Raw genomic sequence first — 26,034 nt, forward strand, 5'->3', positions numbered from 1 at the left:
GTGAACAGCAGCCAATCCCGTCGCGGCCGTCGCCCGCAACTACCTTCCCTCAAACCCCTGAGCTATGCGGTGCTGTGCGTGATGCACGGCCTGATGCCGATCCAGGCCATGGCGCTGGGCAACGATGTCCTGCCCAGCAACGGCCAGATCAGCGCCGGCAGCGGCAGCATCAGCCAGTCCGGCAACGTCCTGGACGTGACCCAGAACAGCCAGAAGCTGATCGCCACCTGGGACACCTTCAATATCGGTCGCGATGCCAAAGTGAATTTCCACCAGCCGGGCACCTCGGCGGTGGCGCTGAACCGGGTCATGTCCAGCGATGCGTCGCAGATCCTGGGTCAGCTCAATGCCAACGGCCAGGTGTATCTGATCAACCCTTCCGGCGTGCTGTTCGGCAGCAGCACCGCGGTCAATGTCGGCGGTCTGGTAGCCAGCACGCTGGAGATTGCCGATGACGACTTCATGGCCGGGCGGATGCGCTTCCATGGAGGCAGCAGCGCCGGCGCGGTGATCAACCAGGGCGCCCTGCGTGCGGCGGACGGCGGCAGCGTCGCCCTGCTCGGATCCCAGGTGCGCAACGAAGGCAGCGTGGTCGCGAAAATGGGCTCGGTGGTGCTCGGCGGCGGCGAGAAAATCACCCTCGACTACCACGGCGATGGCCTGATCAACCTGCAGGTCGACGAAGCCGTCATCGACGCCAGCGTGGTCAACCAGGGTCTGCTGCAAGCCAATGGCGGCACGGTGATCATGAGTGCACGGGCCAGCAACGCCATGCTCAACCAGGTGGTGAACAACGAAGGCGTGATCGAGGCGACCAGCCTGCAGCAACGCGGCGGGCGCATCGTACTCGACGGCGGCGACAGCGGCGTGGTGGCCAGCAGCGGCGTGCTCGACGTATCCGGCCGCAATGCCGGCGAACGCGGTGGAGAAGTGACCATGACCGGCGAATACGTCGGCCTGTTCGACGACGCGCGCATCGATGCATCCGGCGATGCAGGTGGCGGCACCGTACTGCTCGGTGGCGACTATCAGGGCAGCGGCCCATTGCACCAGGCCAGCGCCACCCATATGGGCCAGAATGCGCGGATCGAGGCCGATGCCCTGAACAGCGGCGACGGCGGCAAGGTCATTCTCTGGGCCACCGACAGTACCCAGTTCCACGGCAACATCAGCGTGATCGGCGGCGGCGAAAGCGGCAAGGGCGGCCTGGTGGAAACCTCCGGCCATGTCCTGGATGCCACCGGTCGCGTCGACCTCAGCGCCGCGTCGGGCCAGGGCGGTACCTGGTTGCTCGATCCCTACAATATCAACATCACCAGTGGTGCGAACAACGGCACGTCCAGCAGCAGCCCGTTCACACCGGATGCCGGCCGCAGTTCCAACCTCAGCTCGGCCACGCTCAATGCGTCGCTCAGCGAAGGCGCCAACATCATCGTGCAGACCTCGTCCGGGCCAGGCACCTCCGGCGACATCAACGTGCTGGACAACGTCCAGGCCCAGGGCAATGCCAGCCTGACGCTGACCGCCCACCGCAATATCAACATGAACGGCACCAGCATCAGCCATGCCGACGGCAAGTCGCTGAATGTGTCGATGCAGGCCAACTTCAACAACAGCGGCAACGGCTCGGTGGCGCTGAACAACGCCACCATTCGTACCAACGGTGGCAATCTGACCATCGGTGGCGCCGTCGATCCGTCCAGCTCCTACGCCAGCACCAACGTCAGCAACGGTACCGGCGTGTCGATCCGCGGCGGCAGCCTGATCGACACCCGTGGCGGCGACGTGACCATTCGCGGCGCCACCTCCGCTACCCTTGCCGCCGGCGCCAGCGCCAACGCGGTGAACATCTCCGCCAGCACCATCGATGCTGGCGGCGGCAACATCAGCATCACCGCCCGGCAAGACAGCACCACTGGCAGTGGCGACGCCTTCATCCTGCATGGCGGCAGCAGCCTGCTGACCGAGGGCGCTGGCGCCATCGACATCAGCGCCGACAACCTCGGCAGCGGCAATGGCACGCGCATCTTCAGCACCACCAATACCATTGCCGCCAGCGGCTCCGGTAATGTCACCCTCAGCGGCAAGGCCGCCTCCGGCTTCGGCGTACTGATCTGCTCCACCGCCAGCGGCTCGACCCAGAATATCGGCGTGGGCGGCGGCACCCTCACGATCAACGGCGCCAGCGACAGTGGTCGCGGCCTGTACCTGGCCGCAGCCGGCAATGGCGCGATTAACCTCACTGGCGGCAGCGGCAATATCCTGCTCACCGGCGACAGCGGTGGCAGCTACGGTACGATCCTCAACGTCACCGGTTCCACTGCGTCGATCAACCTGCTGAGCGACGGCGACATCAGCGTCGCAGGCAACGGCTCGGGCGGCAGCACGCCAGCGTTGGGGCTGATCGCCTCGGGCTCCGGCAGCGCCGGCACACCGGGCGCACAGATCAACATCGCCAGCACAGCGGGCGATGTTCGCCTGGCAGCCAGCAACTCGGTCATCAACACCGGCAGCGGCTCCTTCCGCGCGCTGTATCTGGATGCCAGCGGCGATAATTCCGCCATTCGTGTCGGCAGCCAGAGCGGCAACCTGACCCTGGAGGGCAACAGCGTCTCCGGACGCGGCGTGGATCTTGCCCCATCCGGCGAGGGCGCCGCCATCGAGCTGTCGACCACCAGCGGCGACGTGCTGATCAATGGCAACAGCACCGCCAGCTTCGGTGGCTACGGCATCCTTCTCAATTCCACCGGCAGCTCGCAGGGCGTCAGCATCACCACGCAGAGTGGCGACATCACCCTGCGCGGCGACTCGGTCGGTACCTCCGACGCCATCGCCCTCGGCGGCAGCGGCACGACCTCGACCAACCGCATCGTCTCGCAGGGCGGCAATATCCTGCTCGACGGCCATTTCCACTCGCCGGATACCAGCGAGCTGGATCACGGCATCGCCCTGCTCGGCGTGACCAACGTCATCCAGACCACCGGCAACGGCAACGTTACCCTGGTCGGTCGCTCGACCGGTGCTGGCGACGGCATCGATTTCTACGGCAGCGGCAACAACCTGATCAGCGTCGAGAACGGCCACCTCGGCCTCACCGGCCATGCCGCCGATGCCAATGGCATCAGCATGCTGACCGGGCAGACCGAACTGCGCGCCACTGGCAGCGGCTCGATCACGCTGGACGGCTATTCGAAGACGGCCAACGGCATTCACTTCTACCCGTCCAATAGCGCCAGCTCGGTGACCATCGCCACCAACAGCGGCAACCTGTCCCTGAACGGGCGCAGCGACGGCGGTACGGATGCCAGCGGCGTGTTCGTGCGCAGCGGGCCCAATGGAGTCACCTTGCAATCGAGCAGCGCCGACATTCTGCTCAGCGGCCGCGGCGACAACGGTGCCAGCGGTATCACCTTCAACGGCTCCAGCAACGGCACCAACAGCCTGGTTACTGGCGGCAACGGCAACCTCACGCTCGCCGCGTACAGCCACGGCGGTACGGCGCTGAACTTCGTCAGTGGCAACAACCTGCTCAGGGTGCAGGACGGCACCTTGTTGATCGACGCTGACGCGCCGGGTGGCACCTATATCGCCCATGGCAGCGACAACACCAGCATTGGCGCCAGCGGCAGCGGCGCCGTGGTCTATCGCCTGGGCGGGCTGGTCAACAGCAGCATCCTGGGCAGCGCCAGCGAAGCGCCACGTGCCTACCTGCAACAGCAGATCACCGGCAACGCCTGGAGCCAGGTTTTATATCCCGACTACCGGCAGACACCACTGGCTCCGCAAATCGACCGGGTCGCTCTGGATCTTTCCCAGTGGCAGGCTGCCGGAGAAAACTAAAGCGTTGCGGGGCGGAGTCGTAAGACCCCGCCCTTGTCGGCAAATACATGGAGCAAGGCATACCGATGACCGAAGAACCGTTTTCCCTCGAACGCTTCGAGCAACTCTGCTACTCACGCCAGCATGAAAGCGCCGCCCGTGAGCTGATCCGCCTGCTGCTGATCATCGACCGCAACTACGGCAAGCTGTCCGGTCAATTCGCGCTTTCGGTGTCACCTGCAATTTCTGCCACGGAACTGGAGGCACATGTACTGACGCGCCTGACCAGCGCCATTACCACCCTGTTTTCCGACCCAGGCTTCCAGATCAGCCCGACGGGCTTCGACCAACTGATCAACTTCCAGCGCTGGCTGTCTTCCCTGTTCGCGGCCAGCGCCTTCGTCAACGCCGACCATATCCTGCAAGCTCTCAACCTGCATGGCAGCGAGGCTGGCCGTTTCGAGATCGCGCCAGCGGATCTGGTCAAATTCTGCGTGCTTTACTCAGCCGAGTCGCAACTGCCATTGGATGTCGATCTACTCTGGCAGCAGAACCGCAACCTGACGGTAGCCTTGTCCATGGCCCTGTTGTCGCCGCGCTTCCTCGGCACACCCGCCGCTCACTCCAAACGCGAAGCGTTGCTCGCCTGGCTGCCGGAACGGCTGGACACCCTGGACACTCTGGATCAGTTGCCGGTGGCGATCATCCACGACGTCTACATGCATTGCAGCTATGCCGATCTGCCACAGCGCCACCGCATCAAGCGTTCCATCTGCCGCCTGATCGAACGCAAGCTGGCGGACAACGGCATCGACTCGCTTGCCATGGAGCGAGAACCAGAGGCCAGCGCAAAGCCGATCATGCTGGTCGTGCTGGAGTGGTTCTCCGGCGGCCACTCCATCTATCGCACCCATTCAAGAACCCTGGAGGCCGCCCGTCAGTACTTCGAACTACGGGCCGTGGGCTACGCCAACAATGTCGATGCATTGGGCCGACAGGTGTTCGACGACTTCGTCGAGCTCGAGGTACCGAACGACCTGCTGGCCTGCGTGCGCCAGGTACGCCAGCTGGCCGCCGAGCTGCAGCCGCAGGTGCTGTACATGCCCAGCGTCGGCATGTTTCCGCTCACCCTGTTCGTCGCCAACCTGCGCTTGGCGCCGCTGCAGGTGGCAGCCCTGGGGCACCCGGCGACGACGGGTTCGCGGCATATCGACTACATCAGCGTGGAAGAGGATTTCGTCGGCGATCCGGCCTGCTTCGACGAGAAGCTGCTCCTGCTGCCCAGCGATGGACAACCCTATCGCCCCTCGGCGATCCCGGTGGACATTCCCCGGCGAGAACGCGGCGACACCGACGAAGTGGCCATCGCCATCGCAGCCACCACCATGAAGTTCAACCCGCGCTTCCTCCAGGCCTGCCAGCAGATCGCCCTGCTGACACAACAACGATATGCAAGACAGGTACGCTTCCATTTCCTCATCGGCCAGGCCCAGGGCTTGCTTTACCCGCAACTGCTGCGCCTGATCCATCGTTACCTGCCGGGTGCCCAGGTCTACCCACACCAGCCCTACCCGGAATACCTGGCCACCTTCAACCGCTGCGATCTGTTTCTCAGCCCATTCCCGTTCGGCAACACCAACGGCATTATCGATGCCCTGACCGTCGGCCTGCCCGGCGTGTGCAAGACAGGCCCGGAAGTGCTCGAACACATCGACGAGGGCCTGTTCCGCCGCGTCGGCCTTCCCGACTGGACCGTTGCCACGAGTATCGACGACTATATACAGGCCGCTGCGCGCCTTGCCGGCAGCCCTAGCGAACGCCTGTCGTTGTACGACTACCTGGCCAATGAACGGCCACTGCAGCGGCTATTCGAGGGACGCCCGGAGGTGTTCGGCGAACGTTTGCTTGAATGTCTGGCCCGCAACTCACAAACGATGGGCTGATTGAACAGCCATACATCGAAACGGTACGCACCAATCCGGCAGGCCTGAAACCAGCGTCGTGTCTACCCGTATCCACGCCGTATGGGGCACGCTGCACTTTCAAGGAAGTCCAGCATGAGAAGGCCATGTAGAATGCCCTCCTCACCCGGAGGAACCATGGCCGAACACGATTTCCGCTACAACCTGCTCAACCCCGAACACACCCTGATCGAATGCCGCGCCCTGGCTCCTGGCCGTTATCAGGTCACCGGCAACGGCGGCTCGATCAAGAGCAACGACACCCTGGTGGTCAGCCTCAAGGGCAGCCGCGATCTGAGCATGCGCCTGCAAGTCGACAAGGTTCGTCACCTGATCAATCCGCCCGGCCAATGGGTCGCCGTCGCGCACGGGCCGGCTTTTACCGAGCTGTCGATCTTCAACTGGCAGGTCGCCTGTGACGGTTGCGGCAAGCAACTCGACTTCGAGTTCGCGGTCGATAGTGCTCTGGGCAAGAAAGCCCAGGCGCCAGCCGCCGATGCACGCATCGCAGAACTCGGCTGGCGCAAACAGGAGGGCAGACACCTGTGCCCCACGTGCCTGAAAAAGGAGATTTGATGAAACCGCTTCTCGTCCTGGGCTTGCTGACTGCAACCCTGGCTGGCTGCGCTGGCAAGCCGGTGCAACTGGAAACCGAACGCGTTTACCGCGTTGAATGGATTGGCGAACGCCCGCTGATCGACAGCAGCCACCTGACCATCACGCTTGGCGAAGATGGCCGTGCTTACGGCAACGCCGGCTGCAATCACTGGTTCGCAAGCTATACACGCGATGATGACAAGCTGACCTTCAGCGAAGCCGGAAGCACCCGCAAACTGTGCGCCCCGGCGCTGATGGAACAGGAAAGTCGCTTCCTGCAAAGCCTGAATACCATCGAACGCTGGGATATCTCGCCGATAGAGCAACTGCGCCTATGGCCGGCCAGTGGCAAACCGATCCGGCTGTGGCCTGACGAGTAACGGCAGGGATCGAATTCGCGACTGCAGGAGCAAGTGTCTTTATCCAGCCGATTGCACTATGTACCTGACAATGCGCCTAGCCTTGCGGGCGATGCGAACAGTGTTCATCCATCGTGATCGGCAGGGAAACCACCAATCGCCCGCAAGCGGGCTCCTACAAAATGCATCACCTGGCAATTTCGCTCCCGAACCATCACCTCGTAGGAGCCGGCTTGCCGGCGATGCGGTAGCGGCCTTCCAGCGTAACCGGCGGCAAACCACCCATCGCCCGCAACACTGCCGCCGATATCACCTGATTACGTCTGGCGCCGCTTTACTACTTATGGCTCACGCGGCGTGAACAAGTCCAACTGCTCATGCTTGCCACGCAAATCCTGCAAGCGCACACCCACGCCCAGCAACCGCACAGGTCGATTACCGCGTGAATGGGCGTTGGTCATCAGGATCCGGTAGCTTTCCAGATCACGGGCCGCGCCGGTCTGCTCCAGGGTTGTCTGGGTAAAGTCGTGGAACTTGACCTTGACGAAGGGTTTGCCTGCCCGATAACTACCGTCCAGACGAGTCATGCGCCGTTCCAGCTCCTCCAACAGGGCCGGCAATTGCGCCAGGCAGGCCTCTAGATCCGGCAGATCCTGATCGTAGGTGTTTTCCACGCTCATCGACTGACGTCGGCTGTCCGTCTGCACCACACGCTCATCGATACCATGGGCCAGGCTCCACAACCGTTCGCCGAAACTGCCGAACTCGCGTACCAGCCGCAGCTTGTTCCATTCGCGCAAATCGCTGCAGGTGCGCACGCCGAGGCGCGCCAGCTTGTCCGCAGTCACCTTGCCCACACCGTGCAGCTTGCTGACGGGCAGCGCGGCGACGAAGTCCGCGACCTGATCCGGAGTGATCACGAACAGTCCATTGGGCTTGCGCCAGTCACTGGCGATCTTGGCCAGGAACTTGTTCGGTGCCACGCCAGCCGACACGGTGATATGCAGGTCGCTGGATACGCGCCGGCGAATGTCCTGCGCGATACGCGTGGCGCTGCCGCCGAAGTGGTTGCAGGCGGAAACGTCGAGAAAGGCCTCATCCAGGGACAATGGCTCGATCTGATCGGTGTAATCGCGAAAGATCGTGTGAATGTCCCGGGAGACGGCACGGTACACATCGAAGCGCGGTTTGACGATCAACAGATCCGGGCACAACTTGAGCGCATGCCCCGAGGCCATGGCCGAGCGCACCCCATAGGCGCGCGCCTCGTAGTTGCAGGTGGCGATCACCCCACGACGATCCGCCGCCCCACCCACCGCCATAGGCCTGTCGGCCAGGGCCGGGTTGTCGCGTATTTCGACAGAGGCGTAGAAGGCGTCACAGTCGATATGGATGATCTTTCGCTGCGCCATAAACCTGAAACGAGAGAGCTGCCCGATCGCGGATGCGGTCGAGCAAGGATAGGACAGGCACCTTACTGTATATAAGAACAGGCTTCCAGCCCGGCTCTCCACGTTTATCGCTCATGAAGGCCGTTCGCCCTGACGCCATAAACCGCCTGAAAGGCCCGCATGGCAGGGGCTGGCTCGTCAAAGGCGCTCATCGACCGATGCTAACTATCTGAACGGAAAACAGTTTTTTCCAATATAAGCGTTGACAGCATGCCTCAGATGAATAGAATGGCGACCGCGGGATGGAGCAGTCTGGTAGCTCGTCGGGCTCATAACCCGAAGGTCGTCGGTTCAAATCCGGCTCCCGCAACCAGATACTCAAAAAGGCCACTCAATCGAGTGGCCTTTTTGTTTTTCTCGGTCTGTCGATTTAACTAATTGATTGAAAAGCATAAATCGATTGACAGAGGTTCGTTTTTATATAGAATTGCCGGCGCGGGATGGAGCAGTCTGGTAGCTCGTCGGGCTCATAACCCGAAGGTCGTCGGTTCAAATCCGGCTCCCGCAACCACCTTCGAAACGAAAGCCCTGACAGCTTAGCTGTCGGGGCTTTCGTTTTATGGGCGTCTGAAAAGGCCGGCGCGCTCCCGGCGCACCGAGCCTGACGCCCTATCATCTCCTTCATGGCGTCAAGCACAGGCACCTTGAAGCAGCTCGCCTGCACCCATACATTATTTGTCACATAAAGGAACTTGGCTTCCGCACTCCAATCTGAGCCGCACTACCCAAGAGGTATCCGATGCGCGCCAGCTCCGACGCTCCTGTCACACCGTCTCTGCCTAACTCCCGCCTCCTGCAATGGCGACAGCGCCTGGATCGTTACCGCCAGCCATTGGGGCTGAGTGCGGCCTTGCTGTTGTTCGTCATTGCGCTGCTCGCCTGTCGGCATCTGCTCGATGAACTCGATCCCAGCACCCTGCATGAATCCCTGCTGGCAGTACCAACTGCGAATCTGTTCGGCGCCATTGGCCTGACTGTTCTGGGGTTCATCGCCCTGCTCGGTTATGAGTGGTCGGCCAGCCGCTACGCAGCCGTCAGCCTGCCGGCACGCACACTGGCCACCGGCGGTTTCTGCGCCTTCGCCATCGGCAATGCGGTCGGCCTGTCGATGCTTTCCGGCGGTTCGATCCGCTATCGCCTCTATGCTCGCCACGGCATCGGTGCCGGCGAGGTGGCGCGCATGACGCTGTTCGCCAGCCTATCCCTGGGCTGCGCCCTCCCCCTGCTCGCCGCACTTGCCGCCCTGGCGGATCCGAGCGCGGCAGCCGCCGCTCTGCGCCTGCCGCAACCGATATTGGTCGCCCTCTGCCTGGTGCTTCTGGCACTCGGCAGCGCGCTGCTTCTGGCCCTGCAGCGAGCCCGCCTCGCGGAACGGCCGGCACCGGATTGCGTGACAGTACGCCTGCACAAATACTTGCTGCGTTTGCCCGATACACGCCTGACGCTGCTTCAGGTACTGATCACCCTGGTGGATGTCAGCGCCGCTGCCGGAGTGTTGTACCTGCTGCTTCCCGAAGCGCCGCCCTTCACCACCTTTCTACTCGTCTACCTGCTGGCCCTGGCTGCCGGCGTACTCAGCCACGTGCCAGGCGGCGTGGGCGTATTCGAGGCCGTCATGCTGGCTGCCTTCGCCAACGGGCTTGGTGCAGCGCCCTTGGCGGCGGCGCTACTGCTCTATCGCCTCATCTATATCGTGCTGCCGTTGCTGGTGGCGTGCCTGCTGTTACTGGCCATCGAGTTGCGCCGGCTGGTCGATGCACGCCAGGCCATCCGTGCAGCCAGCGGTCTGGCCGCGCCGGTTCTGGCCCTGCTGGTGTTCATCTCCGGCATGGTGTTGCTGTTCTCCGGCGCCACACCAAGCCTGGACGAGCGCCTGGAAATTCTCGACTTCCTCATTCCGCACCGGCTGATCGATGCCTCGCATTTCGGCGCCAGCCTGATCGGCCTGCTCTGCCTGCTACTCGCCCAAGGGTTGCGCCGCCGTCTCTCCGCCGCCTGGGCGTTGACCCTGGGGCTGCTGATCACCGGCGCAGTGCTGTCGCTGCTCAAGGGTTTCGACTGGGAAGAAGCGCTGCTGCTGAGTATCACCGCTGGCTTGCTGGCCTTGTTCCGCCCTTACTTCTACCGTCCCAGCCGGATCATGGAACTGCCCTTCTCGCCCTGGCACCTGGCGGCCAGCGCCTGCGTGCTCGGTGCATCCATCTGGCTGCTTCTTTTCGCCTATCAGGATGTGCCCTACGAACATCAGCTCTGGTGGCAGTTCGCGGTGAACGCCGATGCGCCGCGTGGTTTACGCGCCGCGCTCGGCTGCGTGCTACTGCTTGGCCTGGCGTTTCTCGCCTGGCTGCTGCGCGCCGCCCCACCGGCCGTGACCCTGCCGGATCGCGAAGAGCTGGATCGCGCCGCGCGTATCGTCAAGGCATCCGATCAGGCCGATGGCGGCCTGGCACTGACCGGCGACAAAGCGCTGCTGGTGCACCCGGAGGGCGATGCCTTTCTGATGTACTCACGCCGTGCCCGTAGCATGGTCGCCCTGTTCGACCCGATCGGTACGTCGCAGCGGCGTGCCGAACTGGTCTGGCAGTTTCGCGACCTGTGCGACCGCCACCACACCCGCCCGGTGTTCTATCAGGTACGCGCCGAGAACCTGCCGCTGTATATGGATATCGGCCTGACCGCCATCAAGCTGGGCGAGGAGGCCCGAGTCGACCTGAAGCGCTTCGACCTGGAAAGCACCGGCAAGACCATGAAGGATCTGCGCTACACCTGGAACCGCGGGCAGCGCGATGGCCTGGCGCTGGAGTTCTTCGAGCCCGGCGCAGCGCCTCTCGACGAATTGCGCGGCATCTCCGACGCCTGGCTGAACGGCAAGCAGATGCGCGAGAAAGGCTTTTCCCTCGGTCGTTTCGACCCCTCCTACCTGCGCCACTTCCGAATCGTCGTCGCACGAGTCGAAGGTCGTGCAGTGGCCTTCGCCAACCTGCTGGAAACCGACAACCGCGACCTCGCCACACTCGACCTGATGCGCGTACTGCCGGATGCGCCAAAGCTGACCATGGAATTTCTCATGCTCGGCCTGATCCTGCATTTCAAGGCAGCCGGCTTCGCCCGCTTCAGCCTTGGCATGGTGCCGCTCTCCGGCCTGCAGCCACGTCGCGGCGCGCCGCTGGCCCAGCGTCTTGGCGCCCTGGTGTTCCAGCGCGGCGAGGCGTTCTACAACTTCCAGGGCCTGCGTCGCTTCAAGGACAAGTTCCAGCCGGACTGGGAACCCCGCTACATGGCCGTACCGGCTGGGCTCGACCCGCTGGTGGCGCTTACCGATACCGCCGCGCTGATCGCCGGTGGTTTTACCGGACTGGTGAAACGCTGATGACCCGCACTGCCAAACGCCTGTTACCGATCCTGACCCTATTGCTTCTGCTGCTCGCTGGCGGCCTCTACTACTCGCTGCGGCCGCCAGCCGAAGCCAGCCTGACGCGCCATCCATTACCCTCCGGCGGTGACCTGATGCTCGCTACACCGGGCGATACGGCGCAGCGTCGCGTGCTCCTGGCCCTGCCCACCGACCAGCAACTAAGCGATGCCGAGCTGTTGGAGCTGGCGCAATCCAATCACGCCATGATCGGTCAGTACCAAGCCACACCGCAGAGCTGTGAGGCCCAGGCCAAACGTCTGGAAGAAGCCACTGCACAGATGGACGGCCCGCTGAACCTGCTCGCTGGCAGCGACAACACCGCCATGCTCGCCTGGCGCTGGCTCGCCGCTCAGAACGATGACAAGGCCCAGGCCCTGTCGATCGGTTTCTCTCTCACCAGGCCCGATTGCGAGACCCCTCCCCCGGCGAGCAGTGCTCACGGTCACTGGCTGACCGTGTGGAACGACAATCCGGATGACGCCAGCGCTCGCTTCGTACGCCAGCAGGCCAACGCCAATACTCTGATCGGCGACTACCAGACCGCGCCCAAGGCTCTGCTGATCACCCAGTTGCGACGCCTACTGCAAGGCACCGGCGATGCGCTGCCAGTAGTCGAAGTACCGGCTGCCCAGTCAGGCGATACAGTGAGCCTGTTCTACTCCGGCGATGGCGGCTGGCGTGACCTGGATCGGGCAGTGGCCGAACAGATGGCCGAGCGCGGCTACCCGGTAGTCGGCGTCGACACTCTGCGTTACTTCTGGCAGCGCAAGAGCCCGGAGCAAGCTGCCAGCGATCTCTCCGAGCTGATGCGCGAGTACCGCGAGAAATGGCACGCCAAACGCTTCGTGCTGATCGGCTACTCCTTCGGCGCCGACGTGATGCCGGCGCTCTACAACCGTCTGCCGGACAGCGACAAAAACCAGGTCGACGCCGTGTTGCTGCTGGCCCTGGCACGCAGCGGCACCTTCGAGATCCGCGTCCAGGGCTGGCTCGGCAAAGACGCCAGCGAAATGGCCACCGGCCCCGAACTGGCCCAGTTACCGGCTGACAAGGTGCTGTGCGTCTACGGCACGGAAGAAGCGCCCGAAAGCGGCTGCACCCAGGCCGAAGCCATCGGTGAAAACCTGAAACTACCTGGTGGGCACCACTACGACAAGGATTACCCGGCGCTGGCCCAGCGGCTCATCGCAGCGATCCAGAAACGCCAGAAGGCTGCGCAGTGAGGCTCCTGCAGCCGGTTCAATCCGGCTGCAGTTCCCGCACTCAGACCAGAAAATAGAACGCTCCAGCGATCACCACACCCGAATAGAGCAGCATGATCAGGCAGTAACCCATGATGTCCCGCGCGCCCAACCCGGCGATGGCCAGCAGCGGCAAGGCCCAGAACGGCTGAATCATGTTCGTCCAGGCATCGCCCCAGGCGATGGCCATAGCGGTGATTTCCGGTGCCACGCCAAGCACTTCGCCCGCTGGCAGCATGATCGGCCCCTGCACCGCCCACTGGCCGCCGCCGGAGGGAATGAACATGTTCAGCAGCCCGGCACTGAGAAAAGTGAACAACGGAAAGGTCTCCGGCGATGACCAGTCGATGAACAGATCGCTGATCAGCTTGCCCAACGGTTCCCCTCCGGCGTTGGCACCGACCATCATCCCCATGATCCCGGCATAGAACGGAAACTGGATGATGATCCCGCTGATGCCACCCACGCTTTCCTGAACAGCGCGCCCGTAGCGCTCCGGCGAGCCGTGCAACAGCAGGCCGGCGAACAGGAACATGCCGATCACCAGGTTCAGGGTCAGGCCAAAACCGTTGGTGGCGAAGTGGTAGACGAAATAGATGGCCGCCAGCGCTACGATCAACAGCCCGAGAATGCGACTGTCGTCCAGCCGCTGAGCGCCGGTCTCGCGAGGGATGACCGGTGGCGGCGGATCGATGAGCAGCTCCGGCGCAGCCACCGTTGGCGTGCTGGGCATCATCGCGCGATTGAGCAGCGGTGCGCCGATCACCAGCAAGGCGATGATGGTCAGGTTGAGCGTGGTGAACAGCGTGTGTTCAACACCGATGGCTGCTGTCAGAACGCCCCCGCTGATGCGCTCCAGATCGGCACCACCGGTCGCCAGCGACAGCGGGATGGAACCCGACAACCCGCCATGCCAGACCAGAAAACCGGAATAGGCCGCCGCCACCAGCAGTGGGTAATGCACGCCCTGAACCTGGCGCGCCAGCGCCCGGGCGAATACCGCCCCGACCACCAGCCCGAAGCCCCAGTTGATCCAGGAAGCCGCCATCGCCACCAGGGTCACGAAGACGATGGCCTGCCCTGGCGAGTTGGGAATACTGGCCAGCCGATCCAGCAGTCGACTGACTGGCGGCGCATTGGCCAATGCATGGCCTGTCACCAGCACCAGAGCCATCTGCATGGTGAAGGTCAGCAGATTCCAGAAACCGCTCCCCCAGTGCTGGGCCATCTGCGGCAGACTCTGGCCCGTGGCGAAGATGCCAAGCACCAGTACGATAAGGGTCAGCAGCATGGCGAAAACGAAGGGTGAAGGCAGGTAGCGCTGCACCAGATTGACGCAGAGCGAAGTGATCTTGGCGAACAAGGGGTGTCCCTCTTTTTATACTTTTATTATGGGTGCACAGCAGGTTAGCAAAGGCCCCAGACCTATGCCATATACGCCAAGACGGCAACGTTTCGCATCTGCACGGCACCGAACGAGCGCTGTGCCGTAGTGCCTTATTGAGGCTCGCCCGTAACCGCCAGCCGCCTCCATGAGAACCCGATCCCCTCCACGATAGCCAAGCAGGCTTTATGACCCCCGGCATCATTGGCCATGGCAAAGAAGCGCCCTGCGGGCGAAGCCTGAATGCATGGAAGTTGATGCGGATCGCCCCACTGAACGATCCGCATCAGAGCCTGTATCTAGAAGCTCAAGCGCACGCCCAGCGTCAAATTGCGCCCGGGCAACAGCACGTCATCCTTGATGAACGAGCTGTGGTTGCGTGCCCGCTCGTCGAGCAGGTTGTTGCCCTTGACGAACAGCTGATAGTCCGTAGCGTCCAGCGAGCCACGGTAGCTGAGGCCCGCACCGAGCATGTTGTAGCCCGAGGTGTCGGTTTCGTAGGCAGCGATGTCGCCCTGGCGCTGCACGCGATACAACTCCAGCTGCCCACTGAGCGCCTCGCTGAAGGCCTGATCCAGGCGCACGCCCAGGCGATCCGCCGGGATGCGTGGCAGATCGCCGCCCCGCTTCAGCTTGCCGCGTACGTGATCACCGAACAGCGTCACATCGGTAGTGGTACTGAGCGCGTAGGTCAACGAACCCTCGGCGCCGGTCAGCACGGCGTCCTGCTGGCGGTACTCGATCTCGCGGAAACCGCCGCCCACGTCATGACCGGTATCCGCGGCATAGATGAAATCATCCACCTGGTTGCGGAACAGGCTGAAGGTGAAGGTGGTACGCCCGGCGAATTTGCGCAGGGTCAGCTCGGCGTTGTGCGACGTTTCCTCGTCGAGGTCGACGTTACCCAACTCCACGGTGCGAGTGGCCGCATGAGGGCCGTTGGCATAGAGTTCCTCGGCTGTCGGCAGACGCTGGGAACGCGACAGGGAGAAACCCAGCGAGTAGTCGGCAGCGAATGTCCAGACCGCGCCGGCGGACACCGAGGTGCCGCGATGGCGGGTGTTCTTCTCGCCTTGCGCATCGATGTCCTGCCACTCGTGGCGCAAGCCCAGTTCATAGCGCCAGTCGCCCAGGTTGTATTCCTCGAGCAGGAACAGCGCGTGGTTGCGGGTCAGGGTCGGTGGTACGTAGGCCTCCTCGCCCGATGCTTCGAAGTCACGACGCGAGGTCTGCCCACCCACCACGCCGCGCCAGCCGAACAGCGGTTCGTGGGTCAGTTCGAGGCGCGCATCGGTGGCATCGTTCTTGAACGAAGTGCCCACTTCGCTGCCTTCGATCTCGTCATGGGTATAGTTGCTGTGGCCGACACGCAGCTTGGCCAGCTCGAAGCCCGGCAACGGCTCGTTGAGCTCGCCACGCAGATCCCAGCGCTTCTGCTTCATCTTGATGTAGGGGACGCCGGCATGATCATGGTCGTGCTCATCATCGTGATCATGATCGTCATGATCGTCGTCGTCATCGTGATCGTCATGCTCATGACTGCTGCAGTGCCAATCCCTGGGGCCATGGGTATGGCAGTCGGCGTGCTCGTGGCCGAGCAGCCCGTAGCGCAGATTCTGCTCACTGTAAGCCACGCCCAGGAAGCCACGCTCACCGATGAAGCTGGCGCCCAAGCTGTAGCTGTCGGTGTCGTTGTACGACCCCTCCTGCCTGCCGGGCGAGCCGGGAATCCGGTACTCGTCATCCTGGCGCTTGCTACCTTCGGCGCGCAGGGCGAAGTTGCCCGTACCGGCGGTAATGCCGAACATCCCGGCGCCCTGGTTGGCCACCGTGTTGGCACGCAGCTCGAGATCCCCCTCGTAGCCCTTCTCCGGCACCTGGGTAGGGATCTTCTTGTCCAGCACATTGACCACACCGCCGATCGCGCCGCCCCCATACAGCAGCGTCGCCGGCCCCTTGAGCACCTCGATGCGCTCGGCGAACAGCGGATCGCTGGTCACCGCATGATCCGGGCTGATGGTCGAAGCATCGAGAGTTTCCACGCCATCGCTGAGCACCTTCACCCGGGCACCGTCCAGGCCGCGAATCACAGGGCGGCTGGCGCCAGCACCAAAACTACTGGAATGCACGCCCGGCAAGCCGTTGAGCGTTTCTCCCAGGGTCGAATCGCGGCGCTGGATCAGTTCCTCCCCCTGAAGTACCTCGGCGGGGTTGATCATTTCGTTCTGAGTGCTGTTCAAGGCACTGGCACTGACGACGGACGTGCCGAGTTGCACTGTTTGCTTACCCTCGGCGGCAAGCAGCGGCCCACCGGGCAGCAGGGCCACGGCAACGGCCCAAGCGAGTGGGTGACGATGGATCATGAAGACCTCCATGTTGATTCGGTTGTTGGGCAGGCGAGTCGATGTGCAAGAGCCGGCGTAGGTGCCCCGGCACATACACGCGACGAAGACAGCGGATCAGCGCGCCGACGTGTATGAAAGCGAGGTGGATCTGTACGGGAAACGCGCGGAACCTCCCCTGGCGTTACGTACAGCTCCGAGCAGCAGACAGCCGATTCATATCGAACCGAATTGATACATTATAACATTAGTAATATTTTAGAAATGGCCCTGACCAAAAGCGCTTGCCAGCGAAGCAATGGCTGGACGCGATGGCCAACCATGCGGCAATTGCGCTCATGCGAGCTCGGCCCCACGAGCGGCCCACCAGGCCGGTACGCCACTCATCACAACAACGGCGAAAAAGCTGCCTGCCTCTGCGTCGGCAATGCTGGAAAAGTCGCGCACACGCCGCTAGAATTGCGCACTTTTTGATCAGAGGCGCCCAAGCGCCCGCATCATCCCAGCCTGAGGTTCGCCCGCATGACCACCACCGCCACCCCGAAAGTAGGGTTTGTCTCCCTTGGCTGCCCGAAAGCCTTGGTGGATTCCGAACGCATCCTCACCCAGTTGCGCATGGAAGGTTATGAAGTGGTGCCGACCTACCAGGACGCCGACGTGGTGGTGGTCAACACCTGCGGCTTCATCGACAGCGCCAAGGCCGAGTCGCTGGACGTGATCGGTGAAGCGATCAAGGAGAACGGCAAGGTCATCGTCACCGGCTGCATGGGCGTCGAGGAAGGCAGCATCCGTGATGTGCACCCCAGCGTGCTGTCGGTCACCGGCCCGCAGCAATACGAGCAGGTGGTCAACGCCGTTCACGAAGTGGTGCCGCCGCGCCAGGATCACAATCCGTTGATCGACCTGGTACCGCCACAGGGCATCAAACTCACCCCGCGCCACTATGCCTACCTGAAGATTTCCGAAGGCTGTAACCACAGCTGCAGCTTCTGCATCATTCCGTCGATGCGCGGCAAACTGGTCAGCCGCCCGGTGGGCGACGTGCTGGGCGAGGCCGAGCGCCTGGTCAAGGCCGGCGTCAAGGAGCTGCTGGTGATCAGCCAGGACACCAGCGCCTACGGTGTCGACCTCAAGTACAAGACCGACTTCTGGAACGGCCAACCGGTCAAGACGCGCATGAAAGAGCTCTGCGAAGCGCTTTCCAGCATGGGCGTGTGGGTGCGCCTGCACTACGTGTACCCGTACCCCAATGTCGACGACATCATCCCGCTGATGGCGGCCGGCAAGATTCTTCCCTACCTGGACATCCCCTTCCAGCACGCCAGCCCGCGCGTACTCAAATTGATGAAGCGCCCGGCCTTCGAAGATCGCACCCTGGCGCGCATCAAATCCTGGCGCGAGCAGTGCCCGGATCTGACCATCCGCTCAACCTTCATCGTCGGCTTCCCCGGCGAAACCGAAGAAGACTTCCAGTACCTGCTCGACTGGCTGAGCGAGGCCCAGCTCGACCGCGTCGGCTGCTTCCAGTACTCGCCGGTGGAAGGCGCGCCGGCCAACGATCTGGACGTGGACATCGTTCCGGATGACGTCAAACAGGATCGCTGGGATCGCTTCATGGCCCACCAGCAGGCCATCAGCACCGCGCGCCTGCAGATGAAGATCGGTCGCGAAATGGACGTACTGATCGATGAAGTCGACGACCAGGGCGCCGTGGCTCGCTCCTGGGCCGATGCCCCGGAAATCGACGGCAGCGTATTTATCGAAGGCACCGACTTCCAGCCGGGCGACAAAGTGCGCGTGCGTATCGTCGATGCCGATGAATACGATATGTGGGCTGAGCGGGTTTAAGTCCCTTTCTTCACGAAGGTCGCCCATTGGATCGGGAGTGACGCGTCGCGTCAGCCCGGTTCAATGGGCGTTTTTGTATCAGCCCCCTGGCCTCAAGGCAGGTAGACCATGAATCGCCGCAAGAAGATAAAACAGCTGTTAGAGGCCCACACCAAAAAAGCCAATGCCAAACTGGCGCCGAAGAACAAGCCCAAATACATCTGCAAGGCTGACAGACTGAAACTTGCCAATGAGGCGGCTGAGGCGCCAACCGTTTTGCCTGAGAGCTGACTACTCGCAGGATGGGTTGGCGAAGCGTAATCCCTCGTTCAACAGGAACGGAGGGTTACGCCTGTGGCTAATGCGTCATACTGCTTCCCGGGACGGGCTAAAGCCCACCAAACGTTAGGGACAGCTTCAGGGTACTGCCATGAGCAAGATGTCTGCATACCGCAATTTCAAACGGCGTGAGCGCGCGACGAAACTGGCAGCGGAAAATAACATTACCTTTGAGGAGGCTTTAGCTCAAATAGAAGCTCGCGAGAAAAAGGCAAGTGAGACTCTATCTAAAATTGCGAAATCTAGAAGTAAAGAAAGAAACACAAAAAAAGAAAAAAGCACGATCAGAAAAAACATGACGAATTTGAAAAATTTAAAGAAACAGTATCACCGGGAAAAATGCCCGTTCAGGGCGGGGCACCTAGCCTCGGAAAAAGGTAGTGCACATTTCGTGTGCGAGTTGCTCCCTAACTAGTGGTTCAAGTCGCTCGCTGGGAGGGGCTAAAGCCCGCCCCTTAACCAAACGTTAGGCTCGCAAAGGGAAATTGAGGAATGACGAAGCTTTTTGAAAGAAGATTCTCCGAGCTAGAGTCGCAAGTCATATCAATTGAAGCAACAAAGCAGCGCAGGCATAGCGAATACTCTGGAAGCTACGACCATATTGATGACAATCTCATTCTGAACTGGCAGGTCAAAGTTAAGAACCTACTATCAAATCTTTGCGGAGAAGACTCCCAACACTTCACGGCCTTTATAGAGGCAGGCAAAGCTAGCTCCTTTACTAGCAGCCACACCATATTGCAGCAAATGAAAGCTGTTTTTATGGCCGCCAAAGAAGATTTCGAAGGGGGCTATTTGAACTCAGTTAGAAATCTGGTTCTGGCGGAAGTATTTGATAATGAGCTAGATCAAGCAAAGGAGCTTTTAAGCTCAGGGTATGCAGCAGCGGCTGCGGTCATTGCTGGAATGGTTCTAGAAACAACACTCAGAAACATGTGCAGCGACAATGGCTTACCTTTCGGCAAGCTCGACAAAATGAACGCAGACCTCACAAAACAAGGCGTATATAATAACCTTATCCAAAAGCGGATAACTGCCTTAGCCGGTATACGCAATAGTGCCGCACACGGAAAAACAGAGGAATTCAACAAGGACGACGTGCACTCAATGATTAATGAAATCGAAAGATTTGTTGCATCAACATTGTCGTAAGCAAGCCTAACAACTGGTTCAAAGCCGTTCGCTTCGCTCACTCGGGACGGGCTAAAGCCCGCCCCTTAAACAAACGTTAGGCAAATACAAAGACATGGAATCCAAAGTCACCTTTCGACCCGTCGACATAGCCCCTCAGCTTATTGCGTATGGCAAACCTGAAGCGGCTGAAAAGCTCATGCAGCTTGACGACTCTTCGCTTCACAAAATTGGAGCCCTCGCATTTGATAATTATCTTGTGCCAAAAACAATTCTATACAAAGCCGTCTGTTTGGCAGTCGTCGAGCACCTTGAAGGCACAAAAAGAGAATTGCGTAGAAAAAAACGAGTACTCCCAAAAACAAGTAGCCCGGATGTGTAGGGTGGACAACGCGAAGCTTGTCCACCATTGTTTCAAACACCGCAAGCCAGACAAGGGTTTTCGAAAGCGAGTATCGCAATGGTGGATGGAAACGGCGTCATCCACCCTACTCGCTCAAGATCGGGTGCCAGACATTGTGAGAGGCAAGAAGAAGGCGTTAGTGCCCAGTCGTAGGATGGGTAAAACCCATCGGCAATTGATGGGTTTCACCCATCCTACAAGCCCAAAATGCAGGCATCCGATTTTGCAATCGGGTACAGGAGTTGGCCGGTGAGAGGCAGGAAGGTGGCGGGAGCAGACGTAGGGTGGACAACGCTCTTTTTATCCACCATTACGATGGTAGAGCGGTGGACGGGTCGGGCCGCGTAGATGAAGCGTCGTCCACCCTAAGACAGGCCGCTTATGCCTTCTTGTTACCACCCACGCATAGCGTAGCGACTCTACCTCCCGGCAAGCGCCACCTCGGAGCCCTCTTTCACTCCAGGTGTCGCGCGCTTGCTCAGCTCGTCGGCCTGCCTACCCAGGTACCAGCCGAGTGCTCCCCAGACCAATGCGCAGACGGCCCCTGTCAGCGCCACCAGCACCGCGCCCTGGCCGAGCATGTCCAGACCACTCTTCACCCAGCCGCTGATCGCATCGCCGGCCCGATAGACGACCGTGTCGATAAAGCCCTTCGCCTTGTATTTGCTCTCAGCGTCCAGCGGCGCGAAGAGCATTTCCCGTCCAGGCCTGACAAAGGCGTACTCACCAATGCGCCTGACGATCATCAGCGCCGCCAGCATGGCGAACGTCGGTGCCAGGGCGAGACCGATAAAGCCCACGCAGACCAGCACCGGCACGATCGCCAGCAGCATGCGCACGCCCATCTTCTGCGCGATACGTCCGGTGATGAACAACTGCGACAGCAAGGCGCCGGCCTGCACGATCACATCGATGATGCCGAACACCCTGATCTGTGACTCGCGATCAGGAAAGCGCTCGGCCACCAGGCGTGCCTGCTCGAAGTACAGAAAGGTCGTCACGGTCGCGAGCAGCACGACGAACCCGGCGATCGCCAACAGGTAAGGGGATTGCATGACCCGAGTCAGGCCGCTGAACGGGTTGCCTGTCACGGGCTTGCGGGTGCTCTCCGTCGGTGCGGCGCCTGGTCTGCCGGCGCCACCGACTTCCCGCCAGCGCATCAGCGGTGCCTTGAGCGCCAGGGCGATGCCCAGTAGCACAGCCGCCAACAGCATCAGCCCGGACTGGCCGACCATCCCGACCAGCAGCGCACTCATCGCCGGTCCGACCAGGCCGCCGACACTGGCGCCGGCGGCGATGAACGCGAACAGCCGCTTGGCCTGACGCCCGTCGAACACATCGGCCATCAGGCTCCAGGCCACCGAGACCACGAACAGGTTGTAGACCGAGATCCACACGTAGAACACTCGCGCCAGCCAGACGTTTTCATCGCTGAGCTGAAACAGCCCGGCGAATGCCAACAGGTTCAGGCAGAAGAACCCGTAGACCCAGTCGACGAAGTGAATACGTGGCACCCGCGAGCTGAGCCAGGCGAACAACGGCACGGCCACCAGCATGACCACGAAGGTGGCGGTGAACAGCCATTGCAGGTTCTCGATACCGGCCATGATGCCCATCGACTCGCGAATGGGCCGTAACATGAAATAGCCGGAGAACAGGCAGAAAAACAGGGCGAACCCCGCAAGCGCGGGACTCAGCTCGTGGCGTTCGGCGTTGATGGCGACGCCGAGGCGCCGCACCAGGGTTGCTGACAGCATGATGACGCTCCTGCCGCGAGGCTCAGGGGTAGCTGACACCGGTCAACTGCTCGGCAACCGTCCACAGGCGAGCCGCTGCCGCTGCGTCCTGCGCCGCGGCAGGCACGCTGGCCAGCCCCAGCGGCCCGCGCTTTTCTTCCTCGCCGATCGGCCCGTAGTAGGCACCGCCCTGCGCGTCGGGAGCAGTGGCTGCGTACAGGGTCGGCAATGCCCCTTGGGCAGCGGAATGGTAGCGTTCGCGATCCTTGGCCCAGTTACGTCCGAAGTCGCTGTCCAGTCCTGGGCCGCGCTCGATCAGTTCGGTCACGGCAACACCAGGGTGCGCGGCAATGCTCTGGATCCCCCAACCTTGCGCCTCGCTGCGGCGTTGCAGCTCGAAGGCCCACATCAGGCCGGCCAGCTTGGACTGGGCATAGGACGAGTAAGGGTTGTAGGCCTGCTCGGATTGCAGATCCGCGAAGTTGATGCTGCCGCGCGCGACCGCGATGCTGGCCAGCGTCACCACCCGAGCGGAGTCGCTCTTGCGCAGCAGCGGCAACACATGGCCGGTCAGGGCAAAGTGTCCCAGGTAATTGGTGGCCAGTTGCAGCTCGAAGCCATCTGCCGAGGTGGCACGTTCTGGCGGTGCCATGACCGCCGCGTTGTTGATCAGGCCATCGAGGCGCGGCAAGGTTGCGTTGAGACGTTCGCCCAGCGCCTTGACCGATGCCAGGTCGGCCAGATCGACCGCCTCGAACTGCACTTGGGCACCACGAACTTCCTGTTTGATGCGGGCAATGGCTTCCTTGCCGCGCTCTGGATTGCGTGCGGCAATCACCACCTCGGCGCCGGCCGCCGCCAGGGCCTTGGCATCTTCATAGCCCATGCCGCTGGTGCCGCCGGTGACCAGGAAGATACGCCCACTCTGCGAAGGCATATCCGTCAGGCTCCAGTCCGGCTTGGGCAGGCTTTGCGCCACGGCGCTTCCGGCTTCGAGCACACAGCTCAATGCCAGGCCAAGCGTAGCCAGCGCATTGCGCCACGCCGAGCGGGTGGCAGGTATGGGTTGCATCGGTAGGGTATTAATCATTGGTGGATCCTCACGCGGGTAGTGACCTGACGAACCGCTGCAAAGCGGTACGCCGACGTGAGGCATTGTTCACCCTTGGATTACCGCCGATAAGCCGTATTGAAATGGACGCTGTGTACGCCCAGTCGTACAATCTGCTTTTCCTCCCAGGAGCACGGCCATGCGCCAGCCCAACCTGACGGATGTCGCACTGTTTGCAGCGGTCGTGGAGGCCGGCGGCTTCCGGGTGGCGGCGCAGAAGCGTGGCATGTCCGCCTCATCCATCAGCGATTGCGTGCGCCGACTGGAAAGCGACCTGGGCATCAGGCTGCTCAACCGCACGACCCGTAGCGTGTTTCCGACGGAAGTAGGCGCTCGCCTGCTGGAACGGCTGCGCCCTGCCCTCGAGGAAATAGGCGCGGCCTTCAACGACCTCGATGACAACGCGCTACGCCCGGTTGGCACCCTGCGCCTCAACGTACCGGTTCCAGTCGCGCGCTTCGTACTGCCTCACCTGATCCCCACTTTCCTCGAGCGCTATCCCGGAGTGAGTGTCGAAGTGGCGATGGACAACACCTTCATCGATGTCATCGCTGCCGGCTACGACGCAGGGGTGCGCTACGAGGAAAGTGTCGCCAAGGACATGATCGCGGTGCCCATCGGCCCTCGTCGACAGCGCTTCGTGGCAGTGGCATCGTCCGGTTATCTGGAGAAAAACGGCACGCCGCTGCATCCTCGCGACCTGCTCAACCATCGCCTGATCGGTCATCGTTTCGAGAGCGGTAAGCTGGGCGTGTGGGAATTCGAAAAAGACGGCGCCATCGTGCGCGTTCCGCCGCAGGGGCCGCTCATCACGTCCTCTACCGATCTGAAAATGCAAGCTGCGGTCGAAGGCGTGGGGATCGTCTACACCTTCGAGGAATATCTCAGGCCACTGATTGACCAGGGAGCGCTGTTGCCGGTATTGGAAGACTGGTGGCAGGCATTCGATGGCCCTTACCTGTATTACAACGACCGCCGGCACGTGCCTTCGCCGCTCAGGGCATTCGTGGATTTTCTCAAGGCTGAAACCCAGGCTACGGCATCGTAGACGTAGGATGGGTCGGGCCACGCAGGTTAGCGGCGCCTCGCATGGCAGGTACGGGCACTTCCTCTCTTGGAGCACCGTGTAACCCATCAGACGATATTCGGCGTTGCGACGATGATGGGTTACAGCGCAGCTACTAACCGGTCGATGCTCAGCTACTCGGTAGTGCCTAACCCATCCTGCGGGCTGCGTTCGCCCATACAGTCTTGCTCCTCCACATAGCGGTGAGCAGACGACGCGTTTTCCAGCCAGTTTTGGATAAGCATGCTTGGGTGCATAACACGACGATTACGCGCCCCCGATCCCCCACCCCATCAGCCACCATCGGCCGGCAAACGGATCACCGCGCACAGGCCTGCTGGCGGCAGCTACAGCGGCGTCGTAGAGCGTATCTGCTTCATTTCATGACGCACGGTTTCAGCCACCCGCGCCTCGGCTTATCATGCCGTCCATGATCAAAGACCCGTTCCAACGCCTGAACCTCGACCGCGAGGTGCTCAGCGTCAGCCAGCTCAACAACCGCGCTCGCCTGCTGCTCGAAGATGTCTTCGGCGGCATCTGGGTCGAAGGCGAGATTTCCAACCTCGCGCGCCCTGCCTCCGGGCATGTCTATTTCACCCTCAAGGACAGCCAGGCCCAGGTGCGCTGCGCCCTGTTCCGGCAGAATGCCGCGCGGGTACGTCAGGCACTGCGTGACGGCCTGGCGGTCAAGGTGCGCGGCAAGGTCTCGCTGTTCGAGGGCCGTGGCGACTACCAGTTGATTCTCGACTCCGTGGAGCCGGCTGGCGATGGCGCCCTGCGCCTGGCCTTCGAGGCCTTGAAGGAGAAGCTCGGCGCCGAAGGCCTGTTCGCGGCCGAACGCAAGAGCCCCCTGCCCGCTCACCCGCGGCGCATCGGCATCGTCAGCTCGCCGACCGGCGCGGTGATCCGCGACATCATCAGTGTGTTCCGCCGCCGTGCTCCGCAGGTCGAGCTGACCCTGATCCCCACCGCCGTGCAGGGCCGCGAGGCCACGGCGCAGATCGTCCGCGCCCTGAAGCTGGCCGACGCCCAGGGCTTCGATGCGCTGATCCTTGCCCGCGGCGGCGGTTCGCTGGAAGACCTCTGGTGTTTCAACGAAGAGGCCGTCGCACGCGCCGTGGATGCCTGCGTCACACCCATCGTCAGCGCGGTCGGCCATGAAACCGATGTGTCGATCAGCGATTTCGTCGCGGACGTGCGCGCCCCTACGCCATCGGCCGCCGCCGAACTGCTGGCGCCCCATAGCGATGACCTGGCACAGCGGGTCACGGTGTTGCAGCGCCGCCTTACTCTGGCCATCAATAGCCGTCTGGCCCGCGAGCGCATGCGCCTCGACGGCCTCACCCGGCGCATGCGCCACCCCGGCGAACGGCTGCGTCAGCAGGCCCAGCGCCTCGACGATCTCGACATGCGCCTGCGCCGCGCGTATGCGCAGCAGGTCAATCAGCGCGCCCACAAGCTCGCGCAGTTGCAGGCGCGCCTGGCCGGACAGCATCCGGGCCGCCACCTGAAGCTGCTGCGCCAGCGCCTCGACAGCCTCGCCGAGCGTCTGCCAAGGGCCATGAAGGAAGGCCTCAAGGCGCGTCGCCTGCTGTTGCAGAGCCAGATGCAGACGCTGCACGTGGTCAGCCCTCTGGCGACCCTCGGGCGTGGCTACAGCATCCTGCTCGACGACCGTGGCCGGGCCATTCGCAGTGCCGCCGCCACCCAACCGGGGCAACGCCTCAAGGCACGCCTGGGTGAAGGCGAACTGGACGTACGCGTCGAAGACAATCACGTCGCGCCTGTCACGCTTTCGCTGCTGGACTGAGGAACATGATCACCCTCGCATCGCCCGCAAGCGGGTTCCTAC

General features: G+C 62.1%; 17 protein-coding genes and 2 tRNA genes. 14 read left to right on the plus strand and 5 right to left on the minus strand.

Annotated features, from left to right (window positions below; all coding sequences use genetic code 11):
* The 4 genes from DNK10_RS23690 to DNK10_RS23705 all read left to right on the plus strand — a co-directional run bounded on the left by DNK10_RS23690 (position 1) and on the right by DNK10_RS23705 (position 6,757).
* Positions 1 to 3,840, plus strand: coding sequence for a beta strand repeat-containing protein (locus tag DNK10_RS23690; protein WP_244216311.1), 3,840 nt, complete (start codon positions 1 to 3; stop codon positions 3,838 to 3,840).
* A gap of 65 nt (positions 3,841 to 3,905) precedes the next feature.
* A complete protein-coding gene (locus DNK10_RS23695; protein ID WP_131193241.1) occupies positions 3,906 to 5,762 on the plus strand; it encodes a peptide transporter in 1,857 nt (618 codons plus the stop codon).
* Positions 5,763 to 5,918: 156 nt separating this feature from the next.
* Positions 5,919 to 6,356: a hypothetical protein gene (locus tag DNK10_RS23700; RefSeq protein ID WP_131181155.1), complete on the plus strand. Its 438-nt coding sequence runs from the start codon at positions 5,919 to 5,921 to the stop codon at positions 6,354 to 6,356.
* Entirely contained in the window at positions 6,356 to 6,757 is a 402-nt protein-coding gene (locus DNK10_RS23705; RefSeq protein WP_131193242.1) for an META domain-containing protein, read from the plus strand. Before DNK10_RS23700 ends, DNK10_RS23705 begins: the two co-directional genes overlap by 1 nt.
* Positions 6,758 to 7,077: 320 nt before the next feature.
* On the opposite strand, the gene dinB is transcribed toward DNK10_RS23705, so the two are convergent.
* Positions 7,078 to 8,148 (minus strand): DNA polymerase IV, encoded by a 1,071-nt coding sequence (dinB, locus tag DNK10_RS23710; RefSeq protein ID WP_131193243.1) that lies wholly within the window; start codon positions 8,146 to 8,148, stop codon positions 7,078 to 7,080.
* A 275-nt stretch (positions 8,149 to 8,423) separates the two neighbouring features.
* Here dinB and DNK10_RS23715 point away from each other — a divergent pair.
* The 4 genes from DNK10_RS23715 (at position 8,424) to DNK10_RS23730 (ending at position 12,825) form a co-directional block, all read left to right on the plus strand.
* Positions 8,424 to 8,500 (plus strand) — tRNA-Met (locus DNK10_RS23715).
* 121 nt (positions 8,501 to 8,621) lie between these two features.
* A tRNA-Met gene (locus DNK10_RS23720) sits at positions 8,622 to 8,698 on the plus strand.
* Between the two features lie 228 nt (positions 8,699 to 8,926).
* Positions 8,927 to 11,557 carry a bifunctional lysylphosphatidylglycerol flippase/synthetase MprF gene (gene mprF / locus DNK10_RS23725; RefSeq protein ID WP_131193244.1) on the plus strand — a complete coding sequence of 877 codons (2,631 nt, stop codon included), beginning with the start codon at positions 8,927 to 8,929 and terminating at the stop codon, positions 11,555 to 11,557.
* Complete coding sequence (locus DNK10_RS23730) at positions 11,557 to 12,825, plus strand: virulence factor family protein (RefSeq protein ID WP_131193245.1); 1,269 nt, start codon at positions 11,557 to 11,559, stop codon at positions 12,823 to 12,825. The genes mprF and DNK10_RS23730 overlap by 1 nt, the downstream gene beginning before the upstream one ends.
* Positions 12,826 to 12,865: 40 nt before the next feature.
* Here DNK10_RS23730 and DNK10_RS23735 read toward each other — a convergent pair whose 3' ends face one another.
* Complete coding sequence (locus tag DNK10_RS23735; protein WP_131181158.1) at positions 12,866 to 14,206, minus strand: short-chain fatty acid transporter; 1,341 nt, start codon at positions 14,204 to 14,206, stop codon at positions 12,866 to 12,868.
* A gap of 320 nt (positions 14,207 to 14,526) precedes the next feature.
* On the minus strand, positions 14,527 to 16,590 hold the full coding sequence (locus DNK10_RS23740; RefSeq protein WP_131193246.1) for a TonB-dependent receptor: 2,064 nt from the start codon (positions 16,588 to 16,590) through the stop codon (positions 14,527 to 14,529).
* Positions 16,591 to 17,091: 501 nt separating this feature from the next.
* On the opposite strand from DNK10_RS23740, the gene rimO reads away from it, so the two are divergent.
* The 4 genes from rimO (at position 17,092) to DNK10_RS23760 (ending at position 19,887) form a co-directional block, all read left to right on the plus strand.
* Positions 17,092 to 18,417: a 30S ribosomal protein S12 methylthiotransferase RimO gene (gene rimO, locus DNK10_RS23745; protein WP_131193247.1), complete on the plus strand. Its 1,326-nt coding sequence runs from the start codon at positions 17,092 to 17,094 to the stop codon at positions 18,415 to 18,417.
* 108 nt (positions 18,418 to 18,525) lie between these two features.
* Positions 18,526 to 18,687, plus strand: coding sequence for a DUF2986 domain-containing protein (locus DNK10_RS23750; RefSeq protein ID WP_131193248.1), 162 nt, complete (start codon positions 18,526 to 18,528; stop codon positions 18,685 to 18,687).
* Between the two features lie 139 nt (positions 18,688 to 18,826).
* Entirely contained in the window at positions 18,827 to 19,150 is a 324-nt protein-coding gene (locus tag DNK10_RS23755; protein WP_131193249.1) for a hypothetical protein, read from the plus strand.
* A 77-nt stretch (positions 19,151 to 19,227) separates the two neighbouring features.
* The gene (locus DNK10_RS23760; RefSeq protein ID WP_131193250.1) at positions 19,228 to 19,887 is read left to right on the plus strand and encodes a DUF4145 domain-containing protein; all 660 of its coding nucleotides are present in this window, start codon (positions 19,228 to 19,230) and stop codon (positions 19,885 to 19,887) included.
* An 801-nt stretch (positions 19,888 to 20,688) separates the two neighbouring features.
* On the opposite strand, the gene DNK10_RS23765 is transcribed toward DNK10_RS23760, so the two are convergent.
* Positions 20,689 to 22,026, minus strand: coding sequence for an NTP/NDP exchange transporter (locus tag DNK10_RS23765; RefSeq protein WP_131181167.1), 1,338 nt, complete (start codon positions 22,024 to 22,026; stop codon positions 20,689 to 20,691).
* A 22-nt stretch (positions 22,027 to 22,048) separates the two neighbouring features.
* Positions 22,049 to 23,077 carry an SDR family oxidoreductase gene (locus DNK10_RS23770; protein ID WP_244216312.1) on the minus strand — a complete coding sequence of 343 codons (1,029 nt, stop codon included), beginning with the start codon at positions 23,075 to 23,077 and terminating at the stop codon, positions 22,049 to 22,051.
* 178 nt (positions 23,078 to 23,255) lie between these two features.
* Between DNK10_RS23770 and DNK10_RS23775 the strand changes: the two genes are divergently transcribed.
* Together DNK10_RS23775 and xseA are read left to right on the plus strand one after the other, a co-directional pair.
* Positions 23,256 to 24,164 carry a LysR family transcriptional regulator gene (locus DNK10_RS23775; RefSeq protein WP_131193252.1) on the plus strand — a complete coding sequence of 303 codons (909 nt, stop codon included), beginning with the start codon at positions 23,256 to 23,258 and terminating at the stop codon, positions 24,162 to 24,164.
* Between the two features lie 448 nt (positions 24,165 to 24,612).
* Positions 24,613 to 25,992, plus strand: a complete 1,380-nt coding sequence (gene xseA / locus DNK10_RS23780) for an exodeoxyribonuclease VII large subunit (RefSeq protein ID WP_131193253.1) — start codon at positions 24,613 to 24,615, stop codon at positions 25,990 to 25,992.
* The last annotated feature ends 42 nt before the right edge of the window (positions 25,993 to 26,034 follow it).

It is taken from the genome of Phytopseudomonas daroniae, from assembly GCF_004327275.1.
Taxonomy (GTDB): Bacteria; Pseudomonadota; Gammaproteobacteria; order Pseudomonadales; family Pseudomonadaceae; genus Aquipseudomonas; species Aquipseudomonas daroniae.